This is a genomic window from Mycobacterium sp. E2699, from assembly GCF_001666745.1.
Classification (GTDB): domain Bacteria; phylum Actinomycetota; class Actinomycetes; order Mycobacteriales; family Mycobacteriaceae; genus Mycobacterium.
Map to the genome: position 1 here is coordinate 217,346 of NZ_LZJH01000035.1, position 25,486 is coordinate 242,831.

Annotated in this window: 22 protein-coding genes and 1 pseudogene; 9 read left to right on the forward strand and 14 right to left on the reverse strand. The window is 68.8% G+C overall.

The genetic code is table 11. The features are described 5' to 3' along the window. Positions 1-18: 18 nt before the first annotated feature. The 3 genes from A5696_RS05115 to A5696_RS26905 form a co-directional block, all read right to left on the reverse strand. Entirely contained in the window at positions 19-2,046 is a 2,028-nt protein-coding gene (locus A5696_RS05115) for a sensor domain-containing diguanylate cyclase (protein ID WP_067874347.1), read from the reverse strand. After that, entirely contained in the window at positions 2,043-2,702 is a 660-nt protein-coding gene (locus A5696_RS05120; protein WP_082968914.1) for a biliverdin-producing heme oxygenase, read from the reverse strand. The genes A5696_RS05115 and A5696_RS05120 overlap by 4 nt, the downstream gene beginning before the upstream one ends. A 327-nt stretch (positions 2,703-3,029) precedes the next feature. Continuing rightward, positions 3,030-3,260, reverse strand: coding sequence for a hypothetical protein (locus tag A5696_RS26905; RefSeq protein ID WP_068275048.1), 231 nt, complete (start codon positions 3,258-3,260; stop codon positions 3,030-3,032). A 372-nt stretch (positions 3,261-3,632) separates the two neighbouring features. On the opposite strand from A5696_RS26905, the pseudogene A5696_RS05125 reads away from it, so the two are divergent. The 4 genes and pseudogenes from A5696_RS05125 to A5696_RS05140 all read left to right on the forward strand — a co-directional run. After that, positions 3,633-3,923: pseudogene (locus A5696_RS05125) on the forward strand (LLM class F420-dependent oxidoreductase); the annotation flags it as partial. Positions 3,924-3,932: 9 nt separating this feature from the next. Continuing rightward, positions 3,933-4,151, forward strand: coding sequence for a hypothetical protein (locus A5696_RS05130; protein ID WP_067874353.1), 219 nt, complete (start codon positions 3,933-3,935; stop codon positions 4,149-4,151). 34 nt (positions 4,152-4,185) lie between these two features. After that, the gene (locus A5696_RS05135; protein WP_231964236.1) at positions 4,186-5,154 is read left to right on the forward strand and encodes a hypothetical protein; all 969 of its coding nucleotides are present in this window, start codon (positions 4,186-4,188) and stop codon (positions 5,152-5,154) included. A gap of 159 nt (positions 5,155-5,313) precedes the next feature. Then, positions 5,314-5,691, forward strand: a complete 378-nt coding sequence (locus A5696_RS05140; RefSeq protein ID WP_067874356.1) for a hypothetical protein — start codon at positions 5,314-5,316, stop codon at positions 5,689-5,691. A 16-nt stretch (positions 5,692-5,707) separates the two neighbouring features. Here the strand turns inward: A5696_RS05140 and A5696_RS05145 are convergent, their stop codons facing one another. After that, entirely contained in the window at positions 5,708-10,159 is a 4,452-nt protein-coding gene (locus tag A5696_RS05145) for a TIR domain-containing protein (RefSeq protein WP_067874359.1), read from the reverse strand. A 378-nt stretch (positions 10,160-10,537) separates the two neighbouring features. Next, positions 10,538-11,974 (reverse strand): type I glutamate--ammonia ligase, encoded by a 1,437-nt coding sequence (gene glnA / locus A5696_RS05150; RefSeq protein WP_067874361.1) that lies wholly within the window; start codon positions 11,972-11,974, stop codon positions 10,538-10,540. 224 nt (positions 11,975-12,198) lie between these two features. Between glnA and A5696_RS05155 the strand changes: the two genes are divergently transcribed. Then, complete coding sequence (locus tag A5696_RS05155) at positions 12,199-12,630, forward strand: RDD family protein (protein ID WP_067874370.1); 432 nt, start codon at positions 12,199-12,201, stop codon at positions 12,628-12,630. A gap of 12 nt (positions 12,631-12,642) precedes the next feature. On the opposite strand, the gene A5696_RS05160 is transcribed toward A5696_RS05155, so the two are convergent. From A5696_RS05160 to A5696_RS05180, 5 genes are all read right to left on the reverse strand, one after another. After that, positions 12,643-13,395, reverse strand: coding sequence for a DUF4191 domain-containing protein (locus A5696_RS05160; RefSeq protein ID WP_067874371.1), 753 nt, complete (start codon positions 13,393-13,395; stop codon positions 12,643-12,645). Between the two features lie 27 nt (positions 13,396-13,422). Continuing rightward, positions 13,423-14,349, reverse strand: a complete 927-nt coding sequence (gene lipA, locus A5696_RS05165) for a lipoyl synthase (protein ID WP_067874372.1) — start codon at positions 14,347-14,349, stop codon at positions 13,423-13,425. Then, a complete protein-coding gene (gene lipB, locus A5696_RS05170) occupies positions 14,346-15,041 on the reverse strand; it encodes a lipoyl(octanoyl) transferase LipB (protein WP_067874373.1) in 696 nt (231 codons plus the stop codon). Before lipB ends, lipA begins: the two co-directional genes overlap by 4 nt. A 118-nt stretch (positions 15,042-15,159) precedes the next feature. Further along, entirely contained in the window at positions 15,160-15,573 is a 414-nt protein-coding gene (locus tag A5696_RS05175) for an ester cyclase (protein WP_067874374.1), read from the reverse strand. A gap of 24 nt (positions 15,574-15,597) precedes the next feature. Next, on the reverse strand, positions 15,598-16,266 hold the full coding sequence (locus tag A5696_RS05180) for an NADPH-dependent F420 reductase (RefSeq protein WP_369803297.1): 669 nt from the start codon (positions 16,264-16,266) through the stop codon (positions 15,598-15,600). An 86-nt stretch (positions 16,267-16,352) separates the two neighbouring features. Between A5696_RS05180 and A5696_RS28200 the strand changes: the two genes are divergently transcribed. Continuing rightward, complete coding sequence (locus A5696_RS28200) at positions 16,353-16,676, forward strand: helix-turn-helix domain-containing protein (protein ID WP_255380981.1); 324 nt, start codon at positions 16,353-16,355, stop codon at positions 16,674-16,676. A 38-nt stretch (positions 16,677-16,714) separates the two neighbouring features. Here A5696_RS28200 and A5696_RS05190 read toward each other — a convergent pair whose 3' ends face one another. Next, a complete protein-coding gene (locus tag A5696_RS05190) occupies positions 16,715-17,626 on the reverse strand; it encodes a TIGR01777 family oxidoreductase (protein ID WP_067874377.1) in 912 nt (303 codons plus the stop codon). 15 nt (positions 17,627-17,641) lie between these two features. Then, positions 17,642-19,429 (reverse strand): 2-oxoglutarate dehydrogenase, E2 component, dihydrolipoamide succinyltransferase, encoded by a 1,788-nt coding sequence (gene sucB, locus A5696_RS05195; protein ID WP_067874379.1) that lies wholly within the window; start codon positions 19,427-19,429, stop codon positions 17,642-17,644. Positions 19,430-19,602: 173 nt separating this feature from the next. On the opposite strand from sucB, the gene A5696_RS05200 reads away from it, so the two are divergent. Continuing rightward, positions 19,603-21,375, forward strand: a complete 1,773-nt coding sequence (locus A5696_RS05200; protein ID WP_067874381.1) for an SDR family oxidoreductase — start codon at positions 19,603-19,605, stop codon at positions 21,373-21,375. On the opposite strand, the gene A5696_RS05205 is transcribed toward A5696_RS05200, so the two are convergent. Then, the gene (locus A5696_RS05205) at positions 21,372-21,713 is read right to left on the reverse strand and encodes an aminopeptidase (RefSeq protein ID WP_067874383.1); all 342 of its coding nucleotides are present in this window, start codon (positions 21,711-21,713) and stop codon (positions 21,372-21,374) included. The genes A5696_RS05200 and A5696_RS05205 overlap by 4 nt on opposite strands. A 122-nt stretch (positions 21,714-21,835) precedes the next feature. Here A5696_RS05205 and A5696_RS05210 point away from each other — a divergent pair, with 122 nt between their 5' ends. Continuing rightward, positions 21,836-22,300, forward strand: a complete 465-nt coding sequence (locus A5696_RS05210; protein ID WP_231964232.1) for an SRPBCC family protein — start codon at positions 21,836-21,838, stop codon at positions 22,298-22,300. 3 nt (positions 22,301-22,303) lie between these two features. Continuing rightward, on the forward strand, positions 22,304-23,896 hold the full coding sequence (locus A5696_RS05215) for an NAD(P)/FAD-dependent oxidoreductase (protein WP_067874395.1): 1,593 nt from the start codon (positions 22,304-22,306) through the stop codon (positions 23,894-23,896). Between the two features lie 22 nt (positions 23,897-23,918). On the opposite strand, the gene A5696_RS05220 is transcribed toward A5696_RS05215, so the two are convergent. Next, positions 23,919-25,475 (reverse strand): leucyl aminopeptidase, encoded by a 1,557-nt coding sequence (locus tag A5696_RS05220; RefSeq protein ID WP_067874398.1) that lies wholly within the window; start codon positions 25,473-25,475, stop codon positions 23,919-23,921. Between the last annotated feature and the right edge of the window lie 11 nt (positions 25,476-25,486).

Sequence of the window (25,486 nt, forward strand, 5' to 3'; positions counted from 1 at the left end):
CGATAAAGAGCTGGCCGGTCATTCGAATTCGGTGGCGGGCAACGCGCGCCGCCGCTTGTCCTCGTACATGGCCGCGTCGGCCCGTTTCAGCAAGTGGTGCGGTTCTTCGGGCTCCGTCGCCAGCGCCACTCCCATTGCCGCGCTTATGGTCAGCTGGAGGTCGGGGCTGAGTGCCATCGGCTCGAGCAGAGACTGACGGATCCGGTCGACCACCAGCGCGGCGCCCTGCGCATCCGTCCCCGGCAGCAGCACGACGAACTCGTCACCGCCGAGCCTGGCCGCGAGCGGCTCCGCTACGGCCCGCCCCATCACGTCATGACGAGCGCGGGTTACCTCGACGACGCGCCGGGCGGCCTCGCGCAGCACGCGGTCGCCCGCTTCGTGCCCGTACTGATCGTTGACTTCCTTGATGCGGTCGAGATCGATGAAGATGGCGGCCACCGGATCATCGGGTGTTGCTTGCGCCAGCATCGTGGCCATGACGCTGGTCAGATTGTGGCGGTTTCGTAGCCCAGTCAGCGAGTCGTGCAGGCCGAGGTACGCAAGTTCGGCCTGGGCTCGGCTGAGCTGGGCCGATTCGACGTCGTATGCCAGCACTTGCGCCGCGTGCAGGTCGGCAGCTGTCCAGGGCGCGCTCGAGCCGCTGACTTGCTCCAGCCAGGTGTCGAACGACTTCCTCGGATTGATCAATCCGGTGGAGGGGACGTGCGGATCCCCCAGCCAGCGGAGCTGCTTCGGGCGGTCTTGCCGGAACCAGATCACGAAGTCATCCGGTCCGCCGAGCGAGACGAACAAGCAGCCGGCCGCCCCGAGGGCATGAGCAGTCGGTTCCGGCAAGCGGTCGGTGGCCCAGGGAGCGTCCGCGGACCGGGCGGCGCGGATTTCGCCAGCGATTCCGCGCACGACGTCCTCCGACGCCGCTGCGCCAACCGACCGATATTGCCCGTCCGCGCATGCGGCCGCGCCGTCTGCCCCGCAGAGCTCCAGCAGGTCACCGGAAGCCGACGTCAGTCCCTCGGCAATGGCGGGCGCGTCCCGCATCGCTGCCCTGAGCCGCGCCCGGATGGATTCACGGCCCGCCGCATCGTTCAGTCGGGAGATCTGTTCGGCCGCAGAGACTTGAAGTTTCGCCTGCAGGACGAGCAGTTCACACGACCTGCGCATCGAGCGCGACAGCCATCGAGGGCTTCCGGAAATGCACGAGACGAGCCTGGTCAGCCGTCCTCCCTCGGCCATGGAGAACGAAACGCTCGCCGCCGTCTTCATATTGCGCATGTATTCGAGGTGGAAGGGGGAAACGCTGCGCAACGCGGCGCGGCTCAGGTCGAGGCTCGCGCCGGCCATGCGCGGGGAGGCGATCAAGGCGACGTCGCCTTCGTCGACGTCGGGTATGTAGCGCGAGGCTTTGCGCGTGTAGATCTGGCGGGCTTGGGGCGGAACGTCGCTCGCCGGGAAATGGTGCCCGAGGTAGCGGACCAGTCCTGGAAGGCGATCCTCGGCGACGATCTCTCCGTGCTCGTCGTCATGGAATCGGTAGACCATCGCGCGGTCGAACCCGGTCAGCGCGCGCGTTGCGCTCGCGATGGCGGCCTCAACATCGGGTGCGCTCGTCGCCTCGCCGATCGCCTGTGAGGCATAGAGAACCGGGACGAGGTTGGCCTGATCGTCCCCCTGGGCCCGCTCGAGCTCAATGACGATCTGCCCGTCGGCTTGGTGCAGAATCACATCGACCTTGCCGTCGAACGGAGCTGACAGGCGCATCCCATACAGATCGGGCGACGAAGGCCGGTAGCCGGTCTGCTCGATCGCATGCTCAAGCCGCTCGTGTTCATCGGGGGAGAAGATGCTCATCACCGCAGAATCGAAAAGCTGATCCGGCGTTGCCCCGACGAACTCGGAAGTGTTGGCGCTGGCGTACGTGATGCGGCGATCGTGCAGATCGGCGGCGACCAGGGCGCCATGGGCTTGGATTCGGCCGGACAGGTGCAGCTGTTCACTCGCGCAATCGGTCAGAGCCTGCGCGCTCGGGTGTGGGCCGGCAGTCATCGGATCGCTTCCCGCGAGTTGTCCGGCCCGCTCAGGATGTCGCGGATCAGCGCGAACGCCGTCAGCGCACCCGCAACGACCCGGGCGGAGTCCGCTCCGGATTCGCCGAAGGCATCCAACGCAGTCTTGAAATGACGCCAGAGCCGGCCGAGGTCGAGCGTGTCGGAGGCGAAGAAGGATCGCGGAAAATCACCGCACCCGGAAGCGGCGAGCTGGGCGGCGATCACGCGGCCGCCGAGGACGGATCCGGCCGCGACGTATGCCGCCCCGATCCGCTCCTCGCGGCCTCCGCGGAGCCGAGTCGCGACGGGCTTGCTCTGAACAGCGCAGCCGTCATCAGCCGCGGTCGGCAGGCGCTCCGACATCGACCTGATATCTGCGCGCAGCGCCTGCTCCCGGTTCAGCAGGGTGACGTCCGGCCCGAGTTCCCTGGCGACCGTTTCCCGGCTGAACTCCGCCACGACGGTGTGGAAGATCAGCAAGCCGTTGAGCACGGCCAGGTATTCCGACGCATCGGGGCGGCGGAAGTCGAGACGCATTGCCGCCTCGGCGGCCCGGTGTGCTTGCGCCGTGTTTTGCCGCAGGATCCGAGAAAGCCCCGGTCCTCCGGGTCGGCGCGCACCGGCCCCGGCGCCGCGCGCACTTGCATGATCCACTCTCGGAGAATAGAACCTCGCGGTTCAAGCTCGGTGTAAATGACGTCGGACGCGGCACTCGAAGATCCCGAAGTTTGAGCGAATTCAGGATCGAGTCCAAAGAGCAAGCAATCACGTCGGCAACGATCGCCCGGCATCACCACGGCGAGGACCCTTCAGCAGGTGACAGCTACACCACATGCCAATCATCCGAATGCACCGTTAAGAATGTCGAGCGGCGCTACGTCGCTCCGGGGGGTCGCTCCGGGTGGCTGGAGGTCGTCGAGATGGCCGAGGGACAACCCATCAGGATGACCCGCGGGATCCTGGGCCGCCGGCCGGGTTGACCTACCGCAGCCGCGCGACGCCGCCGCGCAAAAGCCCAAGCGGTTCAACGACTCTGAGCGCCAGGACGCGGCGTGCGGCCATCAATACGACCAGGTTGAACGCGAGCCGGCCCAGCGCGACGCGGCTCGTTCGCCGCCTCCAGGTCGACGGCCTCGGGCCGGCGCGCCGCCCCAGGTAATAGCCGAGACACAGGGCTGTCCCGAGCGCCGAGATAACGGCAAGCGCTGCCATGAGATGAGCGTCCTTTGCCGCTGTCGCGGAAAGGTCACATCCCGGACACACCTCGGTGGCGAAGATCGGCGACAAATCCGCGAGCCACTCGTGGTGGCCCGGCTACCAGCGTCCTCGGTGGTATCGACATGCTTTTCGAACCGGATTGCCAACTCCCTTCGGCGGAAGAGGGTTTCACCGAATCATCGACGGTAGCCTTCGACGGTGCGATCCTGGCGCATCGCACCTGTGGCGACACACGGTTGATGCCGCACGTGAGAAGTGACCGAAAGCGGTTCCTGCTGATGGCCGACCAGACACCGCTGCGGCTCTGGCGTCGGGCCGGTGCCGCGAGGAATTCGCGCGATGGGCGAGCAGTCCTGCGCGCGGGGCAAACGCACCGACGGCTGGATCGGCGACCTGATCAAGACCGACCGCGCCATCGAGGCGGTGGGCCGGCTGCGCGAACTGCGGGCGAAAACGCGCTCTCCATGGAGGATTTCACCGTCCTGACGCCGCTGACCGACGCCTTCACCACCGCCGACTACCGGCGCGCCGCCGATGCCGGCATCACCGGCATCATCACGATGCCGTGGATGTTCTACGCAGGGGCCCGACGCCACGTCGGCCGACAAGATCGACGGCATGCAGCGCTTCCGCAAGGACCTGGCGCTCGACGGCTAAGCTTTGCCCGTGGCCTTCACGGTGGTGTTCAGCAACGGCGAACCGCGCGACTACGGTGCCTTCGACAGCTACGAGGTCACCGACGCGGGGGTGCTGATCATCAACATGCACCGCGAGGACGTCGAGCGGCACTACGTCGCTCCCGGGGGCTGGTTGGAGGTCGTCGAGATGGCCGAGGGACAACCCGTCAGGATGACCCGCGCGATACTGGGCCGCCGGCCCGGTTGATGTTGCAGCACAGCAGTTTCCGCGCGTGCCGCCGATGTCGCGACATATAGCCGATGGGGAAGACGCGCCGCGATCCGACACGTCGCGTGAACGCGGCGACTGCCTCCAGCCGCTGACGGCATCCCGAGGGTCCAGCAAGCGGCCGCGCATCGTTCGATTTGTGTCGGCAGTGTTCGGGGTTTGCGTCGTGTGCGCGACGATCGTGACCGATATCCAGCTCCGCCCCGCCAACGCGGCGTGGCTCATCAAGGACTTCGCCCAGCTGCAACGCAGGGTGAAGGCAACGATCGGAATCGCGCTGGCTCCCGTGGGTGACTCGGCAACACCGCTCAGCCTGGGCGGGTGGCACAACGGTCCGGCCTGGTCAACGATGAAGGTGCCGTTGGTCATTGCAGCGCTCCGCGAAGCGCAAGCGTCCCGCATCAGCGACCAGATGACCGCGGCGATCACCGAATCGGATAATACTGCGGCCGAAGCGATTTGGTCCGGCCTGGGGGATCCGGTGACCGCCGCTGCCAAGGTCGACTCCGTGCTGGCGGAAACGGGTGACCCCACCCGCGTGCAGTACCGAAAAATACGCCCGGAGTTCAGCGCGTTCGGGCAGACGGACTGGCCCCTGGTCGAGCAGGTGCGGTTCCTCTCCGTGGCAGCGTGCGACCGCAGAAACACCCCGGTTCTGATGCTGATGGGCCAGATCGAGCGCGGCCAGCGCTGGGGCCTGGGCACCATCGCCGGCACGCGGTTCAAGGGAGGGTGGGGCCCGTCACCCGCCCGGGCATACCTGGTGCGGCAGTTGGGGCTGATCAGCACCCTGGCCGGCACGAGCGCGGTCGCGGTCGCCGCGCAGCCGGATTCGGGCACATTCGCCGACGGCATCCGAGCGCTCGACCAGATCGCTGAATGGCTATCGGAGCACCTCGTGATGTTGCCGAGCGCTCGCTGTCCGCACGGGCGGGGGCCGCAGCCCGGTGAAAACGAACCGGTTGGCCCGCCATCCGGGTGATACTGACCGGATGTACCGGGATGCACGGTGACTGATTCCCCAGGCATGGCGGACGGTCCCTCGGGGCGGGATTCGGCGCCACCCGCCCCCGGCAAGCAGCCCTGGTGGAAACGGCCGATAGGGAGGGTCGGCGCGGTCCTCGTTCTCGCCGCTATCGCAGTGAGCGGCTATTTCGGTGTTGACGCGCTGCTGTCGCATCCATCGCCGAACACATCGCTGTCCACCGCGGCCGGTCCCGATCAGGTCCCCGGCCTGCCGCCGGGCGCGGCGGCTTGCAAACGGGTACAGACGGACGTTCAAAAGCCTTTCAACTCGGGCGCGCGTGGCACGCCGGCGACCAGTTGCGGGTTCGTCGAGCAAGTGCGCAAGGAGTATGCGATTCACAGCACACCCACCTCCGGTCCGTCCGAATTGGACGTGGTCAGTCCCGCAACTTTCAGGTGGTACAGAGTTGCCTGCTTCAACTCGGGCGCCTATGTCACGTGCACAGGCGGGGCGGCGGCCGTCGTTTACCTGTACAACAAACCCGGTGCGTGACAGCCAAAGCCCGCGGTCAACTCTGCGGCTCGTCGGGGGTGGGGGGTAGTCCCGGGCACAGTTCCCGGGCACGGATCTGTGGTGAAACCCACGCGGCCCAGTTGTTGCGGCTCATCGTTGTAGTCAGTTTGGCGCACACCGCATCCGCGGGGGCAACCCCACGTGGGTGCGGGTTCGGCCAGATCCGGATCGTTCCATCGACGCTACCGGAGACGAACAGGGTGGGGTCGGGGCTGACCGCGACGCTGACGACTTGGGCTTGGTGACCGGTGAAGGTGTACTGGCGCCCATTGGCTGCGCTCCACAGCTGCACGGTGTAGGGGTCGAAGCTTCCCGCAACGATGCGATCCTGTGATGGGTCGGTCGACTGGGAACTGAAGGCCAGGCCCATCACTGCGTCACCGATTTCGGCCGGATCCCCTAAAGGGTTGCCGGTGTTGACATCCCAGCGCTGGATCACGCCGACGGCCGACTTCAGCCTGGCGGTGCCCCAGTCGGTGCTGCCGGACGCCAGCCGGCGGCCGTCGGGGCTGAAGGCGATGCCGAGAACCTCGGCCGGGCGACCGGCCGCCAGGTGCGATTGTCCGCTGAACGATTTAGGCAGCCTGGCGGCAGCGTCGGCCTCCCACACCTCCCGGCCGGTGAGGTCCCACAAGCGCACGATCCCGGCCACGCCGCCCGATGCCAATCGATCACCGTGCGGGTTGAAGGACAGATCGAAAACGATCGCGTGATCCTTGTTTTCCAGCGGCGTCGCTCGTGGGGTCGACGACGACACGTCCCAGAGGGTGATCTGCCCGTCGATGCCCGCTGAGGCCAGGATGTCGGCGACGGGACTCATCGCGATCGCCGTCACCGGCCGTTCCGTCGGGATCTTCCTGACCGTATTGGTGGTCAGGTTCCACAATCGGACGTTGCCGTCCGTGCTCGCGGAGGCGACCTCCTCTCCCGTCCAGTTGAACGCAACCCGGGTGACGACGCCCGCGGGTTCGGGCATGCTCCTGGTCTGTGCTCCGGTGTAGGAGTCCCATAGCCGTACCGTCCCGTCCACGCCCCCCGACGCGATCTGGTGCCCCACCGGACCCGTTGCCACGCTCGTCACGGGACCTTGATGGCCACCCAGGGGCTCTTTAAGAGGTTGCCCTACCACAGCATTCCAGAATCGCAACGCGTGTTCGTTTCCGCCACTGATGATTTCGTTATCGACGATAGCGACGCTGAGTACCAAGCCCTGGTGTCCGATCAAGGGGTCACCGATGCGCTGCCGCTGCGCAACGTCCCACAGTTGAACGGTCTTGTCATTGCTTCCAGACACCAGGCGGGTGCCGCCCGCGCTGAAGGCGACGCTGGTCACCGGTGCCGTGTGGCCCCGACCTCCCGGCGTCGGCAATTGCCCCGCCGTGCTCAGCTTTCCGCTGTCCCAGAACCGCACCAGGTTGTCCGCGCCGCCGGATGCGACAAGGTCGTCGTGCGGGCTGAAAGTCACGCTCATGACGCCGCCGCGGTGGGCGTCCGGTTGGACGGGGTCCGCCGGCGGGTTGTCACCGGCCGGCAAAGTGTTGAGATTCCAGATCCGGATGGCCCCGTCGGCTCCGCCGGCCGCCAACCTGTCCCCCGCATGATTGAAGGCCACCGTGAAGATCGCTCCGGCGGGGTTGTTGGCGATCGTGCGCAGGTCGTTTCCGTCCGGTCGCGAAAGGTCGATGAACCCGTCGACACCGGCCGAGACGAGGCGCTGGCCGTCGCGGCTCAATGCAACGGAGGTCACCCGACCCTGATGGGGTCGCGGGAGGGTCTTCGCAACGGGCGGTTGGTCGTTGAGGTTCCAGACCTGCACGGTCCCTTCTTCGCTGCCCGCGGCGACCACTTGACCGTCGGCACTGATCGCCACATTGGTGAGATGGGTTGGCCTCATGGGGAATGACAGGCAGCCCGAATCGGATTTGGCCTGGACTGGGCCCGCCGCACACGCGCTGTTGCGCAGTTTTTCCAGCCAATTCGGCGAATTGGTGTCCCATATGCGCAAGCCATCGCTGTCGGCCACCGCCAAACGGTGGCCGACCTCGGCGAACGCCACGCCGACCACCGGAGCGCCGACGTTCGCGATCAGATCGGTGCTCCATCTCTTGACCAGAGCATCCAGCAGGGGTTCGTCGTTCGGTTTTGTTGCTATCTTGTTGGCCGCCAACAACTCCTGGAACGCTCGCACATCGTCACCGGTGTTCGCAGTGGTCGCTGTGGTGGCGTTGCCCGCCCGGGCCAGGATCGCCTGTGCGTCGGAGACCAGCTTCTGAGCGACGTCGTCCTGGGCGTTCCGCTGGGCCAGAAGTTGCTGATGGCGCGCCCAGATCAGCAGGCCCACCGCCACCAGAGCGACGACGACCGTGCATGCGAGCACGGCACGCAGCACGCGGGACCCCTTGCGCAGGGCCGCTGCGTGAGCTTGCGCATCGGCCGCACGCTTGCTTTCCGCGGCCGCCAATTTCTTGGCCGCTTCGAGCTCGGCTTCGCGCTGTCGCTGTTCGGCGTCCAATCTGTCGTTCTCGGCCGTGCGGCACGCTGCGAGGTATTCGCGGTCGGTCTCGTCCAAACTCGCTGCCAGGTCAGGTCGCTGGCCCAGTCGCTCGGCGGCCGCGAGCCGATCCACCGCGTGAATGAGCCAGGCGATGCTCTTGCCCTGCTTGGCCCAGTCGCGCGAGGCGCGCTTCACGCCGTCCAGCACCGCCAACAGAGCCGAATCCTCGGTCAGCCATCCGCCGAGGAGACTCCACTGCCGCAGCAGCGCCTCGTGCGCCGGCTCGATGGTGGTCTCGCCGGTCCGGGCGAGCCGGTCGATGGTCAGCAGACGCTGTTCGACCAAGTTGTGCAGGAGCGGCCGGCTGTCGGCGGGGATCTCCGAAAGGCGCGCGACACGCCGCCGCGGTGCACCGGTATCGGGATCGATGTCGGCCAGCCACGGGATCAGTCCCTGCCGCAGCAGCGCCAGCCGGTGGGCGCGATCTGCCGGGATTGGCGGCTGGGTCTCCGCCGTGAGTGCCTGCTCGACCGCTTCTTCGATCGAGCCTTTGATACCCCCGAGATTGCGGTAGTCGCTGAGAGTGAGGCGGCCGTTCACCCCGTTCTCGAGGTAGAGGCGTTCCATCGTGAAGCTGAGCAGGGGAAGCGCATCCTTGGCCCCACCGACCTCGATGTCCTCGAGTAGCACGCCGACCAACCCGTCGTCGATCTTCAGCTGGCGCGGCGTTTCCTCCAATCTCGTTGCCGGACCCTTGATCACCTCGGCGTAGGACCCGTGTGGCATGGGCCCCAGGTCGAACGGGACCTTGCGCACACCCTCGAGAGCCTTGACTTCCTGCAGCTGGGTATACGAGTCCGACCGGATCGCGATCACCACGATCACCGCGGGTTCGTCTTCGTCGAGCAGTTCGCGCAGCAGGGTCAGCAGTCGTTGGGCCTCCTCCTGGCCTTCAGCACGAAAAAGTTCTTCGCCCTGGTCGATTGAGACGACCACAGCCGGTGGCTTCGTCGGGGCGTCGGCTTCGCTCGCTTCGGGTGCCGCCGCGTCGACGAGGGCCTGCAAGATGGGACGCAGCGTCGATGCGCCCCCGTCGATGGCCGCTCGAATCTTGCTGCGCGCCAGCTTTATTCCCGCGGCGGTCCGCGCGGACTCGAGCGCCCGCAGCAGGCCGTTGTCGCCGGTGATGGCCGCACGTTCCGGCCTGACAATCGGCAACGGCAAGAAATCACGGTCGTAACGCGTCATCCGGGCAAAGAGGCCGGCGCGAAGGAACGATGACTTGCCGGCGCCGGAAGCGCCCAATATCACCAGAAGCCGTGGTGGCGGGTCTTCGCGCAAGCCCCGCAGCTGGTCGAGCGCCTCGAAGGTCGGCGCATCGCGTCCGAAGAAGATGCCGGCGTCGTCGGCCTCCAGCGGCCGCAGGCCCCGATAGGGCGGGCGATCCGGGTCGTCTTCCGGCGGCCATTCGAAAAACCGCGGGTCCAAACCCGCCTTGACCAGGCCGGCGCGCAGCCGCTTGAGGCCCTCCTGGGAGAAGGTGACGTGGCATTCCTCGTGGGTGCGCGGCAGCGTGACCCGGAATTGCCGGTGGTCGCGGCCCGAGGCCAGGTCGACGACCTGCCAGGTGTCGCTCAGCTCAGCAGGCAGGTCGGCGGGTTCGAAGCTTTCGATCAGCACGCCGAAGAGCCGCTTGCCGAGTTTGTGCGCGAGCGAAAGCTCTGTGTGACACCAGCTCGATCCAAGCCACGCACGCGAAACAAGGAATAGCACGGCTTCGCAGCGCGACGCCGCCTCGTTGAGCGCGCGCTCCCATCGTTCCCCCGCCGCGATGCCCCGATCGGCGGCGAGGTCGAGAAATACGTCGTCCCAGCCCTCGGCCGCCAGCCAGTCGCTCAGGCCGACGGCCTGGGCGTTGTTGACGCTCGAGTGGCTCAGGAATATGCGCGCCATGACTTACCGAACCGCGCTGGCATCGATGCGGGAAGCGACACACCACCCGGCACCCGTTACCCGAGCCAACCCAGCCATCGACCCGTTATCCCTTGCCTCCGACCCGGCCCATCCTGGGCGCCACCGGACTCACCGACAACGGGCATGGTAGTTGGCTCGGGGCCGCAGCAAAGCAAAACCAGCAGACAGGCATGCGCCGCCGGCGCACGAGGACATCGGGGCCCCGCCCGCATGACGGTACGGCCGGTCGTCCAGCGGCAGGGCCACCCGAATCGCCAGGGGTGAGTTCGGAGCGGCGGACGGGCCGCCCGGCACAGACGAAACCGCCCGCGCGGCAAGCAAACCCGCGCGGGCGGCGTCGTCTAGCGCCGCGACGCCTTAAACGTCGTAGTACAGCGCGAACTCGTACGGGTGCGGCCGGATCTGGACCGGCAGGATCTCGTTCTCCCGCTTGAAGCTGATCCACGTCTCGATCAGGTCGGGCGTGAAAACGCCTCCCTCGGTGAGGTATTCGTGGTCGGCCTCCAGCCGGTCGATCACCGCGGACAGCTGGGTGGGCGCCTGCGGGATGTTGGCGGCCTCCTCGGGCGGCAGCTCGTAGAGGTCCTTATCGACCGGCGCCTGCGGCTCGATCTTGTTCTTGATGCCGTCCAGGCCGGCCATCAGCATGGCCGAGAACGCCAGATACGGGTTGCCCGACGAGTCGGGGCAACGGAACTCCAGCCGCTTGGCCTTGGGGTTGCTGCCGGTGATCGGGATGCGCACGCACGCCGAGCGGTTGCGCTGGCTGTACACCAGGTTGATCGGGGCCTCGAAGCCGGGAACCAGCCGCTTGTAGGAGTTCACCGTCGGGTTGGTGAAGGCCAGCAGCGACGGGGCGTGGTGCAGCAGGCCGCCGATGTAGTGCCGCGCGGTGTCCGACAGGCCGGCGTAGCCGGTCTCGTCGTACATCAGCGGGGCGCCGTCCTTCCACAGCGACTGGTGGGTGTGCATCCCGGATCCGTTGTCGCCGAACAGCGGCTTGGGCATGAACGTCACGGTCTTGCCGGCCTGCCACGCGGTGTTCTTGACGATGTACTTGTAGAGCTGCATGTCGTCGGCGGCGTGCAGCAAGGTGTTGAACTTGTAGTTGATCTCGGCCTGGCCGCCGCTGCCCACCTCGTGGTGGCCCTTCTCCAGGCTGAAGCCCGACAGGATCAGGTTGTGCAGCATCCTGCTGCGCAGGTCGACGTAGTGGTCGACGGGGGCCACCGGGAAGTAGCCGCCCTTGGGGCGGACCTTGTAACCGCGGTTGGGGCTGCCGTCGTTCTCGTTGGGCTCACCGGTGTTCCACCACCCCGAGATCGCGTCGACCTCGTAGAACGAGCCGTTGGTGCGTGAGTCGAAGCTGACGGAGTCGAAGATGTAGAACTCGGCCTCGGCGCCGAAGTACGCGGTGTCGGCGACGCCGGTGCTGATCAGATAGTTCTCCGCCTTGCGAGCGATGTTGCGCGGGTCGCGCGAGTAGGGCTCGAGGGTGAACGGGTCGTGCACGAAGAAGTTCAGGTTCAGCGTCTTGGCCTCGGTGAACAGGTCGATGCGCGCGGTTTGCGGGTCGGGCAGCAGCAGCATGTCGGACTCGTGGATCGACTGGAACCCGCGAATCGACGAGCCGTCGAAGGCCAGGCCGTCCTCGAACACGCTCTCGTCGAAGAACGAAACCGGAATCGTGAAGTGCTGCATGATGCCCGGCAAGTCACAGAACCGGACATCGACAAACTCGACGTTCTCGTCCTTGGCGAGTTTGAAGACGTCGTCGGGCGTCATTTCCGTCACAGAATGCTCCTTTACTTGGTGATCCGCGGCCTGACGCTATGGAGCGCATGTTGCCCGTCAGTCAACTCGATGTTGCGCAGAGGTTACGTGACCATGCTCCCCGCAGCAGAATCCGGGTCGCCCGGCGGGTTCTATTGTGGGGCCATGACCCGCAAGATCGTATCTGGTCGACCGCACGGGCGCACTAGTTCTCGGCGGCCGGGCCGGGCCTCGGGCGGCGTGCTGTGACCGAGGGTTCGCCGGGCGCCCGATCGACCTACCCCGGGGAGCGGCTGGGCCTGCCGGAGCGCGGGGCGGGATCGCTGGCGCCGATGGGCCGCCGGCTCGCGGCGCTGATGATCGACTGGCTGATCGCCTACGGCCTGGCGGCGCTGGCGATGGCGTTCGGCCTCTTCTCCGGACGCATGCTGTCGACCGCCGTGTTGATCGTCTGGCTCGTCCTCGGCCTCGTGTCGGTGCGCCTGTTCACCTTCACCCCGGGGCAGTTGGTGCTCGGTCTGCAGGTGGCGTCGGTGGACGGGCGGGTGCCGGTCGGGGTGGGCCGGTTGGCCGTGCGCGGGCTGCTCGTCGCGCTGGTCATCCCGGCGTTGTTCACCGACGCCGACGGCCGGGGTATGCACGATCGGCTGAGCGGCACCGCGGTGCTGCGCCGCTGAGTTCGGGAGCGACTACCTCCGGCGCACGGTGCGCTGCACGCCGCGCATCTTGCCGGCGTTCGGCAGCGGCCCCTTGGGCATGACGCCGGCGCCGGCGCGCGATCCCAGCGCGGCCAACCGCGACTCCAGCGTGTCCATCTGCTTGGCGGTGATGTTGTGCGGCAGCCGGGTGAGGTGCCGCTCCAGCTTGCGCAGCGGAACCTCGCCCTCGCCCCTGCCCACGACGATGTCGTAGATCGGCACCTCCCCGACGACCCGGGCGGTCCGCTTCTTCTCCTGGGCCAGCAGCGGCTTGACCCTGGCCGCCGATCCCTCGCCGACCAGGATCACGCCCGGCCGGCCGAGCACCCGGTGCACCGCGTCGAAGTGGCCGGTCGCGGCGACGCCCGGGGTCACCCGCCACTTGCCGCGCAGGTTGTCCAGCACCCACCCCGCGGCGCCGGCCTGGCCTTCGGCCTTGCTGAACATCGAGCGCTGCGCCCGGCGGCTGAAGATGATGAACGCGACCAGCGCGCCCACCAGCACCCCGAGCGGGATGAGCGTGAGCATGGTGAGCCCGCCGGCCCACACACCGGCGGCCACCGAGACGCCGACGATCAGCACGAAGGCGCCGATCATGTACGGCAGCAGGCGCTTGTCCTCCTTGCGCTGCATGTTGAACGCCTGCCAGAACTGACCGCGGCGCTCCTTGGCGGCGGCCTTGCGGGCGGCGGCCGCCTGAGCCCTGGCGGCCTTGTTCTCGGCGGCGGTGCGGGGTTTAGCCATAGTCACCAAGGATACGTTCGCGCGGAATTACGAGGCGCGGCCGCCGACGGCCTGCGCGTACAGCCGCCCGGCCCGGTAGGACGACCGCACCAGCGGGCCGGCCAGCACCCCCGAAAAGCCCAGCGCCTCGGCGTCGCGGGCGAATTCGTCGAACTCCTCGGGCGTCACCCAGCGCTCGACCGGGTGGTGGCGCGCCGTCGGGCGCAGGTATTGGGTGATCGTCACGATGTCGCAGCCGGCGGCGCGCAGGTCGGCCAGCGCGCCGCGCACCTCGTCGGCGGTCTCGCCCAGGCCCAGAATCAGGTTGCTCTTGGTGACCAGGCCGGAGTCGCGGGCCGCGGTGAGCACGGCCAGGCTGCGCCGATAGGTGAACGCCGGCCGGATCCGCTTGAAGATGCGCGGCACCGTTTCGACGTTGTGCGCCAACACTTCCGGGCGCGACCCGAAGACCTCCGCAAGCCGCCGCGGCTCCGCGTTGAAGTCGGGGATCAACAACTCGACGCCGGTCGAAGGGTTGAGCTCCTTGATGGCGCGCACGGTCTCCGCGTACAGCCAGGCCCCGCCGTCGGGCAGGTCGTCGCGGGCGACGCCGGTGACCGTCGCATAGCGCAGGCCCATCGCCCGCACGCTGTCGGCGACCCGCCGGGGCTCGTCGCGGTCGAGTTCGGCGGGCTTGCCGGTGTCGATCTGGCAGAAGTCGCAGCGGCGGGTGCACTGGTCGCCGCCGATCAGGAAGGTGGCTTCCCGGTCCTCCCAGCATTCGAAGATGTTGGGGCAGCCGGCTTCTTCACAGACCGTGTGCAGGCCATCCCGCTGTACGAGGCCCTTCAGCTGGGTGTACTCCGGGCCCATCCGCGCCCGCACCTTGATCCACGGCGGCTTGCGCTCGATCGGGGTCTGCGCGTTGCGCACCTCCAGGCGCAGCAGTTTGCGGCCTTCCGGAGCGACAGTCACGTGGTTGATGCTACGCGGGCGGTGGGCCTTTCACGGACCGGCAGCGCGCCGTCCAGGGCGTCGCACACGGCGGCCGCGACGGCCGCCCGCACCTCGTCGACCGCGACCGTCCGCCCCAGTTCGGCCGACAGGGACGTCACGCCGGCGTCGGTGATGCCGCACGGAACGATCGCGCTGTAGGCGCCCAGATCGCAGTCGCAGTTGAGCGCGAAGCCGTGCATCGTCGTCGCGCGTGACACCCGAACGCCGATGGCGGCCACCTTGCGCGCCGGGCGGCCGCCGCCGGCCGGCACCCAAACCCCGGACCGGCCGTCGACCCGAACGGTGTCCAGGCCCAGGTCGGCGCACACCCTCATCAGCGCTTCCTCAAGGCACCGAACGTATTTGACCACGTCGAGCGGTTCGGCCAATCCGATGACCGGGTAGCCGACCAGCTGTCCGGGACCGTGCCAGGTGATTTTGCCGCCCCGATCCGTATCGATCACGGGGGTGCCGTCCACCGGCCGTTCGTGCGGCTCGGTGCGCCGTCCGGCCGTGTAGACCGGCGGGTGCTCGAGGAGCAGCAGCGTGTCCGGACCGCCGGCGACCCGGGCGTCGACCAGGTCGCGCTGCAGCCGCCAGGCCGTGCCGTAGTCGACCGTCCCCAGCTGGCGGACGTCGATCGGCTCTGCGCTCGAGCGGATGGAGCTCATTGACGCGAGGTTACTCATGTCGTTGCGATCACCGGGTCGCGCGTCCCGGTTTGGTCAGCGCAACGTCCGGCGGGCGCGCACTTGGCGACAGATCGGCCACACCCTGCGGAAGCGCGCGTCACCACTGCACGGTGTCGCCGGCGAACTCCCGCGCCGGCGTCACGGTTGCCCAGCGCTCGACGATCTTCCCATCGGCCAGGCGCCACAGTACGAACCCGTGAAATTCCACCCGCTTACCGGTCCTGGCGTCGGTACCGGTCCAGACGTTGCGCACCATCACCTTGTCGCCTTCGGCGAGCGATTCGACGACCTCGACGTGCAGGTCGGGGAACGACTCGTGCAAAGCCGCCATCAACCTGCGGTCGCCGTCGCGGTCGGTCGGCCTGCCGCCCGGGCCGTCGTGATCGTAGAAGTCGGCCGACATATTGCGGTCGATGGCGGCCAGGTCCTTGTTGTTCACGAACTCGTCGAAGTGGTCGATCACCAGCCGACGGTTGCGTTCCAGTTCCGACGCCCCGGCTCCCGAAGACACGTTGAGCTCCCTTCGACCCGGCGATCACTCGACGGCTGTCTCTCGAAGCAGCGCGAAGGCAAAGTTCGCTCCGAATCCGCGCCGCAGCGCAAGGTGGATCCAGAGCAGCCCGTACGGCTCGAGCAGCCGGGCCACGCCCAGGTCGCCGGCATCGACGGTTTCGAAGCCCAACTCCGCGACGAGTGCGATGGCAACGTCCTTGGCAGCGTCGTCACCGCAGACGAACATCACCGGTGTGCCCGGCAACCGCGGATGGTTCATCAGCGGTGCGCCAATCTGGTTCATCGCCTTGCACACCCGGGCGCCGGGCGCCCATTGGGCGACAAGTTCTGCGCCGGAGGTGGTGTGGCCGACAGTCAGAGCGGTCAGGTCGGCCGTCAGCGGATTGGTGCAGTCGATCAGGATCTTGCCCGTCAGGTCGCCGCAGGCAAGGACGGCTTCTTGGGTGTTCGACCACGGCGTGCACAACACCACGACGTCACTGCCGCCGGCCGCGGCTTCATTGGCCGCCACCGGTGCGCCGAGGTCGGAGAATTTGGGATCATCGGGGTTGCGCACGCCGTAGCTGACGTCGTGCCCGACGCCCCACGCGGCCCCCAGGGCGCGGCCGACGTTGCCGGCTCCGATGATGGCGATCTTGATGTTCGGCTCCCTTGCGATGGTTTCCGCCCGGCGGGATACTGCTGCTCGCAGGCCGTCGGCCCGTAACGGACGCTATGGCCGGGCGGGGCCGCAGACAAGAACGCACCTTGAGGTGCGGTACTGACCGGGAGGTTAGTGTGGACGACGACTTCGGTTGCCCGGTGGAAGCCACGCTCGCGGTGATCGGTGGCAAGTGGAAAGCCGTGCTGATCTTCCACATGATGAACGGCGGTACCCACCGATTCGCCGAACTTCGGCGCAAGACAACGGGAATCAGCGAACGCGTGTTGTCGCGCCAATTGCGTGAGCTGGAGGCCGACGGCATCGTGCGCCGCGAGGTATTCCCGGAAGTGCCGCCCCGCGTTGAATATTCGCTGACGGAATACGGCATGTCACTGCGGCCCGTCACCAAGGCTATGTGCGAGTGGGGGAAGCGGCACATCGCGGCGGGCGCCGCCTGACCCCGGCGATACCCGGGTTCCGGTTGGTCCTCAAGTAGCTAGTCGTGGTCGCGCCGGGCGGTGGCGTAGTCGAGCGCCTCGCCAATGGTGTTGTGGTGGAACTGGAAACCGGCGCGCTCGAGCGCCGACGGGATCGCGCGCTGCCCGATGAGCAGCCCCTCGTCGGCGAACTCGCCGAGCGCGGCCCGCACCGCGAAACCCGGCAGGATCAGCGGCGTGGGGCGGTTAACCGCCCGCCCCAAGGCGGTGGTGAACTCGGCGTTGGTCACCGGCGCCGGCCCGGTCACGTTCACCGGACCCGACAGCGACGGGTGTGAGATGGCGAACAGCAGCGCGCGCACCACGTCCTCGAGGCTGATCCACGACATGTACTGGCGGCCGCTGCCCAGCCGGGCACCCAGGCCCGCCGCGAACAGCGGCCGCAACCGCCGCAGCGCGCCGCCCGACCGGGCCAGCACCACGCCGGTGCGGGCGAGCACCACCCGGGTGCCGGCGTATTGGGCCGGCAGCGTGGCGGCCTCCCAGTCCTCGCACAGCTGGGCCAGGAAACCGCTTCCCGTCCTGGCATTTTCGTCGACCACCCGGTCTTTGGTGTTCCCGTAGTAGCCCACCGCGCTGGCGTTGATCAGGGTTTCGACGCCGGCGTCGGCGACGGCGTTGGCCAGCACCTCGGTGGGGGCGATGCGGCTGTCGCGCAGGCTCTGCTTGAAGGCGCCCGACCAGCGGCGCTGACCGATGTTGACGCCACACAGGTTGACGACGGCGTCGACGTCGACCAGCGCGTCGGCGTCGAAATCGCCGCTCGCGGGATTCCAGTGCAGTTCCTCGGAATTCGCCGGCGTCCGGCGCACGATGCGCACCACCGGGTGGTCGGCGGCGCGCAACGCCGCGGCCAAGGCCGAGCCGATCAGACCGGACGAACCCGCAATCGCGATGACCGGCTTGGCCACAGTTGTCCAAGCCTCCTAAAGACCCAGGTCAGCCTCGAACGCTGCCTCTTCGAGCCGGTGCTTGATGGTGGTGAGGAAACGTCCGGCATCGGCGCCGTCGATCAGCCGATGGTCGTAGGTCAGCGGGAGGTAGCACACCGAGCGCACGCCGATCGACTCGTTGCCGAACTCGTCGACGATCACCCGCGGCCGCTTGACGATCGCGCCGGTGCCCAGCATCGCGGCCTGCGGCGGGACCAGGATCGGGGTGTCGAACAACGCGCCCTGGCTGCCGATGTTGGTGATCGTGAAGGTGCCGCCGGCCAACTCGTCGGGCTTCAGGTTGCCCGACCGGGCGCGCTCGGCGATGTCGGCGATGGCCCTGGCCAGACCCGCCAGCGACAGGTCGCCGGCATTGTGCACGACGGGGGAGAGCAGACCCTGGTCGGTGTCGACCGCGAAGCCGAGGTGCTCGGCGTCGTAGTAGGTGATCTCCTTGGTGTCCTCGTTGTAGCTGGCGTTGATGTTGGGGTGGATCTTGAGGGCATCGATCACGGCCCGCGCGATGAACGGCAGGTAGGTGAGGTTGACGCCCTCGCGCTCGGCGAACGCGGACTTGGCCCTGGCCCGCAGGCCCACGATCTTGGTCATGTCGACCTCGTGGGTCTGGGTGAGCTGGGCCGTGGCCTGCAGGGATTCGCGGGTCTTGGCCGCGGTGATCTGACGGATCCTGCTGGCCTTCTGCGTGGTGCCGCGCAGGTGTGCCAGGGCGGGCGCGGGGGTGGCCGCGGCCGGAGCCGGCCTGGCCGGCTCCGCGGCCGGCGCGGCGGCGGGGGCCTGCGCGGGCGCGGCCTTGGCTTCCTGCTTCTTCTGCGCCGCGGCGAGCACGTCCTGTTTGCGGATGCGACCGCCCACGCCGGTGCCCGTGACCTCCGAAAGGTCGATGTTGTTTTCGTTGGCCAGCTTTCGCACCAGCGGGGTCACGTACGGCGCGCCGTCGGCAGCCGGGCCGCCGGCCTCCGCGGCGGGCGGGGCCTGGGCCGGTTGCGGTTTCGGCGCGGGGGCCGGTGCGGGCGGTTTGGCCTCGGAAACCGGCTGCGGCGCGGGTTTCGGCTCCGGCCTGGGTTCGGGTTTCGGCTCCGGCTTGGGCGCGGGCGGGGCTGCCGGGGCGGACGGGGCGCTCGCGCCGGATGCCTCCGCGCCCGAGCCGATGCGGGCCAGCTCGCCGCCCACCGGCACGGTGGCGTCCTCCTCGGCGGTGATGCTGACCAGGACGCCGGCCACCGGGGAGGGGATTTCGGTGTCCACCTTGTCGGTGGACACCTCCACCAGCGGCTCGTCGACCTGAACCGAGTCGCCGACCTTCTTCAACCAGCGCGTCACGGTGCCCTCGGCGACCGACTCGCCGAGCTCGGGCATCAGCACCGGCTTGGAGTCGCCGGAAGCATCGCCCCCGGTCGCGGGCGGCGCCGCGGGCTCGGGCTCGGGCTCGGCCGCGGCCTGGGGTTGCGGCTGAGGCTCGGGTTCCGGCTCGGGCTCCGGTTCCGGCTGGCTGGGCGCCGCGGGCTGGGCCTGCGGCTGCTCGCCCGCGTCGCCGATGACGGCGAGTTCGCCGCCCACCTCGACGGTGTCGTCCTCCTGGGCGACGATCTTGGTCAGCACGCCCGCGGCCGGCGACGGGATTTCGGTGTCGACCTTGTCGGTCGACACCTCGACGAGGGGCTCGTCGAGTTCGACCGTGTCGCCTTCCTGCTTGAGCCAGCGCGTGACCGTCCCCTCGGTGACGCTTTCACCGAGTGCCGGCATCTGGACGGAGAAGGCCATTTGTGTTGACTCCTCGATCGCTCGTGGGTCGGGGGCGGGTCGATGTCGCTAACCAAAACTATCCTGTCATTGCGCCCGCGCCGGCACACATCCAGGGCGGACGGCGCGCGGTTGCCCGGGCACCCCGAACACCCTTGCTACGGTGTGGCGACGTAGCCAGAGCGGGAGGTCCGATGCCGGCAATTCAACAGGTGCCCCAGCGGTTCGTCGACAGCGCGGACGGCGCGCGCATCGCCGTCTACGAGGAGGGCAACCGCGCGGGCCCGACCGTCGTGCTGGTGCACGGCTTCCCCGACTCCCACGTGCTGTGGGACGGCGTCGTCCCGCTGCTGGCCGAGCGGTTCCGCGTCGTCCGCTACGACAACCGCGGCGTCGGCATGTCGTCGGCGCCCAAGCCGGTGTCCGGCTACACCATGGCCCGGTTCGCCGACGACTTCGCCGCGGTGATCGGCGAGCTGAGCCCCGGCGGCCCGGTGCACGTGCTGGCCCACGACTGGGGCTCGGTCGGCATCTGGGAGTACCTGAAGCGCCCCGGCGCCGGCGACCGGGTCGCCTCGTTCACGTCGGTGTCCGGCCCGAGCCAGGACCAGCTGGTCGAATACATCTTCGGCGGGCTGCGACGGCCCTGGCGCCCGCGCAGGTTCGTGCGGGCGGTCAGCCAGGCGCTGCGGCTGACATACATGGTGTTCTTCTCGATCCCGGTGCTGGCGCCGCTGTTCCTGCGCCTGGCGCTGTCGATCCCTGCCCTGCGGCGAAACGCGGTCGACAACATCCCCGACGACAAGATCCATCACTCCGCCAAGTTGCCCAGCGACGCCGCCCACTCGGTGAAAACGTATCCCGCCAACTACTTTCGGTCGTTCTCCCGGAAGCGCGAGCTGCACGTCGTGGACGTGCCGGTGCAACTGATCGTCAACACCCGGGACAAGTACGTGCGGCCCTACGGGTTCGACGACGCGGCGCGCTGGGTGCCGCGGTTGTGGCGCCGCGACATCAGGGCGGGCCACTTCTCGCCGATGTCGCATCCGCAGGTGATGGCGGCGGCGGTGCACGACTTCGCCGACCTGGCCGACGGCAAACAGCCGAGCCGCGCGATGCTGCGCGCCCAAGTCGGGCGCCCGCGCGGCGACTTCGGCGACACCCTGGTGTCGGTCACCGGCGCGGGCAGCGGCATCGGCCGGGAGACGGCGTTCGCCTTCGCCCGCGCGGGCGCCGAGCTGGTGGTCAGCGACATCGACGAGGCCACCGTCAAGGAGACCGCCGCCGAGATCGCCGCGCGCGGCGGCGTCGCGCATCCGTACGTGCTCGACGTGTCCGACGCCGGCGCCGTCGAGGCGTTCGCCGAGCGCGTCAGCGCCGAGCACGGCGTCCCGGACATCGTGGTCAACAACGCCGGCATCGGTGCGGCGGGCGGCTTCCTGGACACCCCGGCCGAGGACTTCGACCGGGTGCTCGACATCAACCTGGGCGGCGTCGTCAACTGCTGCCGGGCCTTCGGCCGGCGCCTGGTCGAGCGCGGCACCGGCGGCTACATCGTCAATGTGGCGTCGATGGCCGCCTTTTCGCCGCTGGGGTCATTGAGCGCCTACTGCACCTCCAAGGCGGCCACCTACATGTTCTCCGACTGCCTGCGCGCCGAGCTCGACGCCGCCGGGGTCGGGTTGACCACGATCTGCCCCGGCGTGATCAACACCAACATCATCAGCACCACCCGGTTCAGCGCGCCGGCCGGCAAGGATCAACGCGTCGATGACCGTCGGGGCCAGATCGGCAGGCTGTTCGCGCTGCGCCGCTACGGGCCGGACAAGGTCGCCAACGCGATCCTGTCGTCGGTCAGGAAGCAGAAACCGATCCGTCCCGTCGCGCCGGAAGCCTATGCGGTCTACGGTCTTTCGCGCGTGGCCCCGCAGGCGTTGCGCAACGCCGCGCGAGTGCGCGTGATCTAGACCGTTCGGGACCCCGCTGGTCGTCGCACCAACAGCGCGCCGCCGATCGCGACGACCCCGATGACGGCCAACGGGATGGTCCAGCTCCGCCGGCCGTTCACCGACGACTGGCACTGCGCCACGTAGTCGGTGTGGGGCAGGACCTGGTTGAGGATGGGGATGTTGGCGCCGTTCTTGTCGTTGGCGTTCCTGGCGCTGTTCAGGTCCATGGCGATTCCGTTCCCGCACGAGACGGAATTGCCGTTGCCGTCCGATACGGACACCGGCACCAACAGACCGATGATCCCGGCCAGCAAAAGCACGGCGCCCACTGCGATGATGATCCGTCGCACAGTCACTATTAGCCTCCCGTCAAACGCGAGTGTCGTAACGGCGTAGTAACCACTGGCCGCCGCCCCTAAACCGGTCGCCGGCGGCCGATGCGGCGCATGGTTCCCGCCGGGTGGGGTACTCGGGGGCAATGACTGCGACTCGACAGATGGCGACCACCCGCGAAGTGCGGGCTCCCCGCCAGCAGATCTGGGATGCGATGAGCGATGGATGGACGTATGCGCAGTGGGTGGTGGGCAACAGCCGGACCCGCGCGGTCGACCCGAACTGGCCGCGACCCGGCTCCGCCATCAAGCACTCGGTAGGGGTGTGGCCGCTGGTGATCAGCGACGCGACGGTGGTCGAAAGTTGCACGCCCGGCGAGGAACTCGTGCTGCGCGCCGGGCTCGGGGCGCTGGGCTCGGCACGGATAACGCTGCGCCTCAAGGACATCCCGGACGGCTGCCGCATCGAGATGATCGAGACGCCGGCTTCCGGGCCGCTGCGGATCCTTCCCGACCGCCTGGTGCTGGCCGCCGTCTATCCGCGCAACCGGGAGTGCCTGTGGCGGTTGGCGGCGCTCGCCGAACGCCTCGAGCCCAGCCAGGTCAAGTAGGGCATGACGGACGAGACCGCCGACGCCGTCGTCATCGGCGCCGGGCACCACGGGCTGGTGGCGGCGTCGGTGCTGGCCGACGCCGGGTGGGACGTGCTGGTGCTGGAGGCCCAGCCGGAGCCGGGCGGCGCGGTGCGCAGCGCCGAACTGACACCGGGGTACATCACAGACCTGTTCAGCTCGTTCTACCCCATGACGGTCGCCTCGCCGGCGATGTCGGCGCTGCGGCTCGAAGAGCACGGGCTGCGATGGTCGCGAGCGCCGGCGGTGGTGGGCCACCCGGGAGGCGCCACCGACGACGACCCGCCCATCGTCTACCCCGACCCGGCCCGCACCGCAACGGAATTCGCCCGCCGGGAGCCCACCGACGGCGACAACTGGTGGCGCGCCGTGGAACTGTGGCAGAAAATCAAGGCGCCACTGCTGGACGCCATGCTGGCGCCGTTTCCGCCCGTGCGCCCGATGCTGCGGCTGCTGCTGAAGCTGGGCACCGGCGACGCGGTGCGGCTCGCCAGCCTGTTGATCCAGCCCGCCAACACCATGGCGCAGCAGTTGTTCGACGGCGAGGCGCCGCGAATGCTGTTGCTGGGCAACGCGATGCACGCCGACGTCCCGCCGGACGCGCCCGTCAGCGGTGCGATGGGCTTCCTGATGACGATGCTGGCCCAGGACGGCGGCTGGCCGGTGCCAGTCGGCGGTTCGGGCCAGCTGACGGCGGCGCTGGTGCGCCGCGCCGAATCGGCCGGCGCGCGAATCGAATGCAATCAGAACGTGTCCCGCATCCAGGTGCGCGGCGGCCGGGCGGTCGGGGTGACCACCGCGGCCGGTCTCACGGTCCGCGCGCGCCGGGCCATCGTGGCCGACGTGACCGCGCCGCGGCTGTTCTGCGACATGCTGCCCGAGGACGCCGTCCCGGCCGCGCTGCGCCGCGAACTCGAGCACTACGTCTGGGACCCGCCGGTGGTGAAGGTCAACTACGCGCTCGACGGCCCCATTCCGTGGCGGGCGAAGAGCCTGCGGGGCGTCGGCACCGTCCACCTGGGGGCCGACGCCGACGGGCTGGTGCGCTGGATGGCCGACCTGAACACCCGGGTGGTGCCCGAGCATCCGTTCATGCTGCTGGGGCAGACCACCACGGCGGACCCCAGCCGATCGCCGCAGGGCACCGAAAGTGTTTGGGCTTACACGCATTTGCCGCGCAACGTGGCAGACGACGTCGCGGCCGAGCGCCTCGCCAAGTCGATGGACCACGTCATCGAGGAGCACGCTCCCGGCTTCGGCGAGGCCGTGATCGACCGGTTCGTGCAGCGCCCGTCGGACCTGGAGGCCAGCGACGCCAACCTGCACCTGGGCGCGCTGAACGGCGGCACCGCGCAGTTGCAGCAGATGCTGATTTTTCGTCCCGCGCCGGGGATGGGCCGCGCCGAAACCCCGGTCGAGGGCCTGTATCTGGGCAGCGCGTCGGCCACCCCCGGCGGATCGGTGCACGGCGCGTGCGGGCGCAACGCGGCTAACGCCGCGCTGGCCGCGGCGGGCGTGACGGGCTGGCCGCGCCGCCGGATCCGGCGAGCCGTGACCGCGCTGCTCACGAACTAGACATCGGCGCCGAGCCGGGCGGTCAGCCGTTTTCGCAGATGTCCTCCAGCACCGCGAACATGGTGCGGGTCGGCACCCCGGTGGCGCCCTTGGGCGAATAGCCCCACGGGCTGCCGGTGTTGTAGGCCGGGCCGGCCACGTCGAGGTGCGCCCACGCCACTCCGTCGGCGACGAACTCCCGCAGGAACACCCCGGCCACCAGCATGCCGGCGAAGCGTTGCCCGCTGATGTTGGACAGGTCGGCGACCGTGGACTTCAGGTCGTCCTTGAGCTCGTCGGGCAGCGGCATCGGCCAGCCGTTCTCGCCCACCCGCTGCGAGATCGCCGCAACACGGTCCCGGAACTCGTCGCTGCCCATCACCCCGGGGATCCGGGCGCCCAGCGCCACCGTCTGCGCGCCGGTCAGCGTGGACGTCTCGATCAGGTAGTCGGGGTTGTCCTCGCAGGCCCGGACGATGGCGTCGGCCAGGATCAGCCGGCCTTCGGCGTCGGTGTTCTGCACCTCGACCGTGATTCCGCCGTACTGGGTCAGCACGTCGCCCGGGCGCTGCGCCGTCGCCGACGGCATGTTCTCGGCCATCGGCACCGTGGCGATGACGTCGATGGGCAGCTGCTGCTGCGCGGCCAGCGCGACGGTCGCGATGACCGCCGCCGCGCCGCCCATGTCGGAGGTCATGTAGTGCATCGACGCGGCCGGCTTGATCGAGATGCCGCCGGTGTCGAACGTGATGCCCTTGCCGACCAAAGCGACTCGCTTTCCAGCCTTGCCCTTCTTGCCCTTGGCCAGCTTGGAGCCCCGATGAATGAGCCGCACCAGCCGTGGCGGGCGCGACGAGCCCTGCCCGACGCCGATCACCCCGCCGTACCCGGCCTTTTGCAGCGCCTTGTCGTCGAGCACCTCCACCTCGAGGCCGACGGCTTCGCCCAAAGCCTTTGCGCGCTTGGCGAATTCGGCCGGGTAGAGCAGGTTCGGCGGGGTGTTGACCAGGTCGCGGGCGGTGGCGACCGCGGTCGCGACGGCCGCGCCGTGCGCGCTGTCCTTCTTGGCGTCCTTGGAGGTGGACAGCACCGTGATCCTGCGCAGCCCGTTGTCCTTGGGGGCGGTCTTGTCGCTGCGGAACTCGGTGAACCGGTAGCTGCCCAGGATCAGCCCCTCGACGGCGGCCGCGCAGACGTCGTCGCCGGGCAGCTGCCCCAGCGTGGTGAGCACCGCCTCGGCCCCGCCCAGGGAGCGGGCCGCCACGCCGGCGGCACGACGGATCACCTCGGCCGGCCATTCGGAGCGCGGTTTGCCCAACCCGATCGTCAGGACACTGGCCACCGGCAGCGACGGCACCACCAGCCGGTGCACCTGCTCGGCGGCGCCGGTGGCCTCCAGCGCCCGCAGGCCGGACTCGATCTCGGCGACGGCGTCCGCGGACAGGAACGGCCCGGCCGCCGAGACGACCGCGCCCGGCCTGTCGTCGTCGCCGGTCGAGACGACCGGCACCAGCAATACCGCGGAAGTCGCGCCGCGTTTGGGCAGCGCGGTGGCGACGTTGACGGTGGGGGCGTGATAGCCCGGTTCGGTGGTGGTCACGGCAAACCACC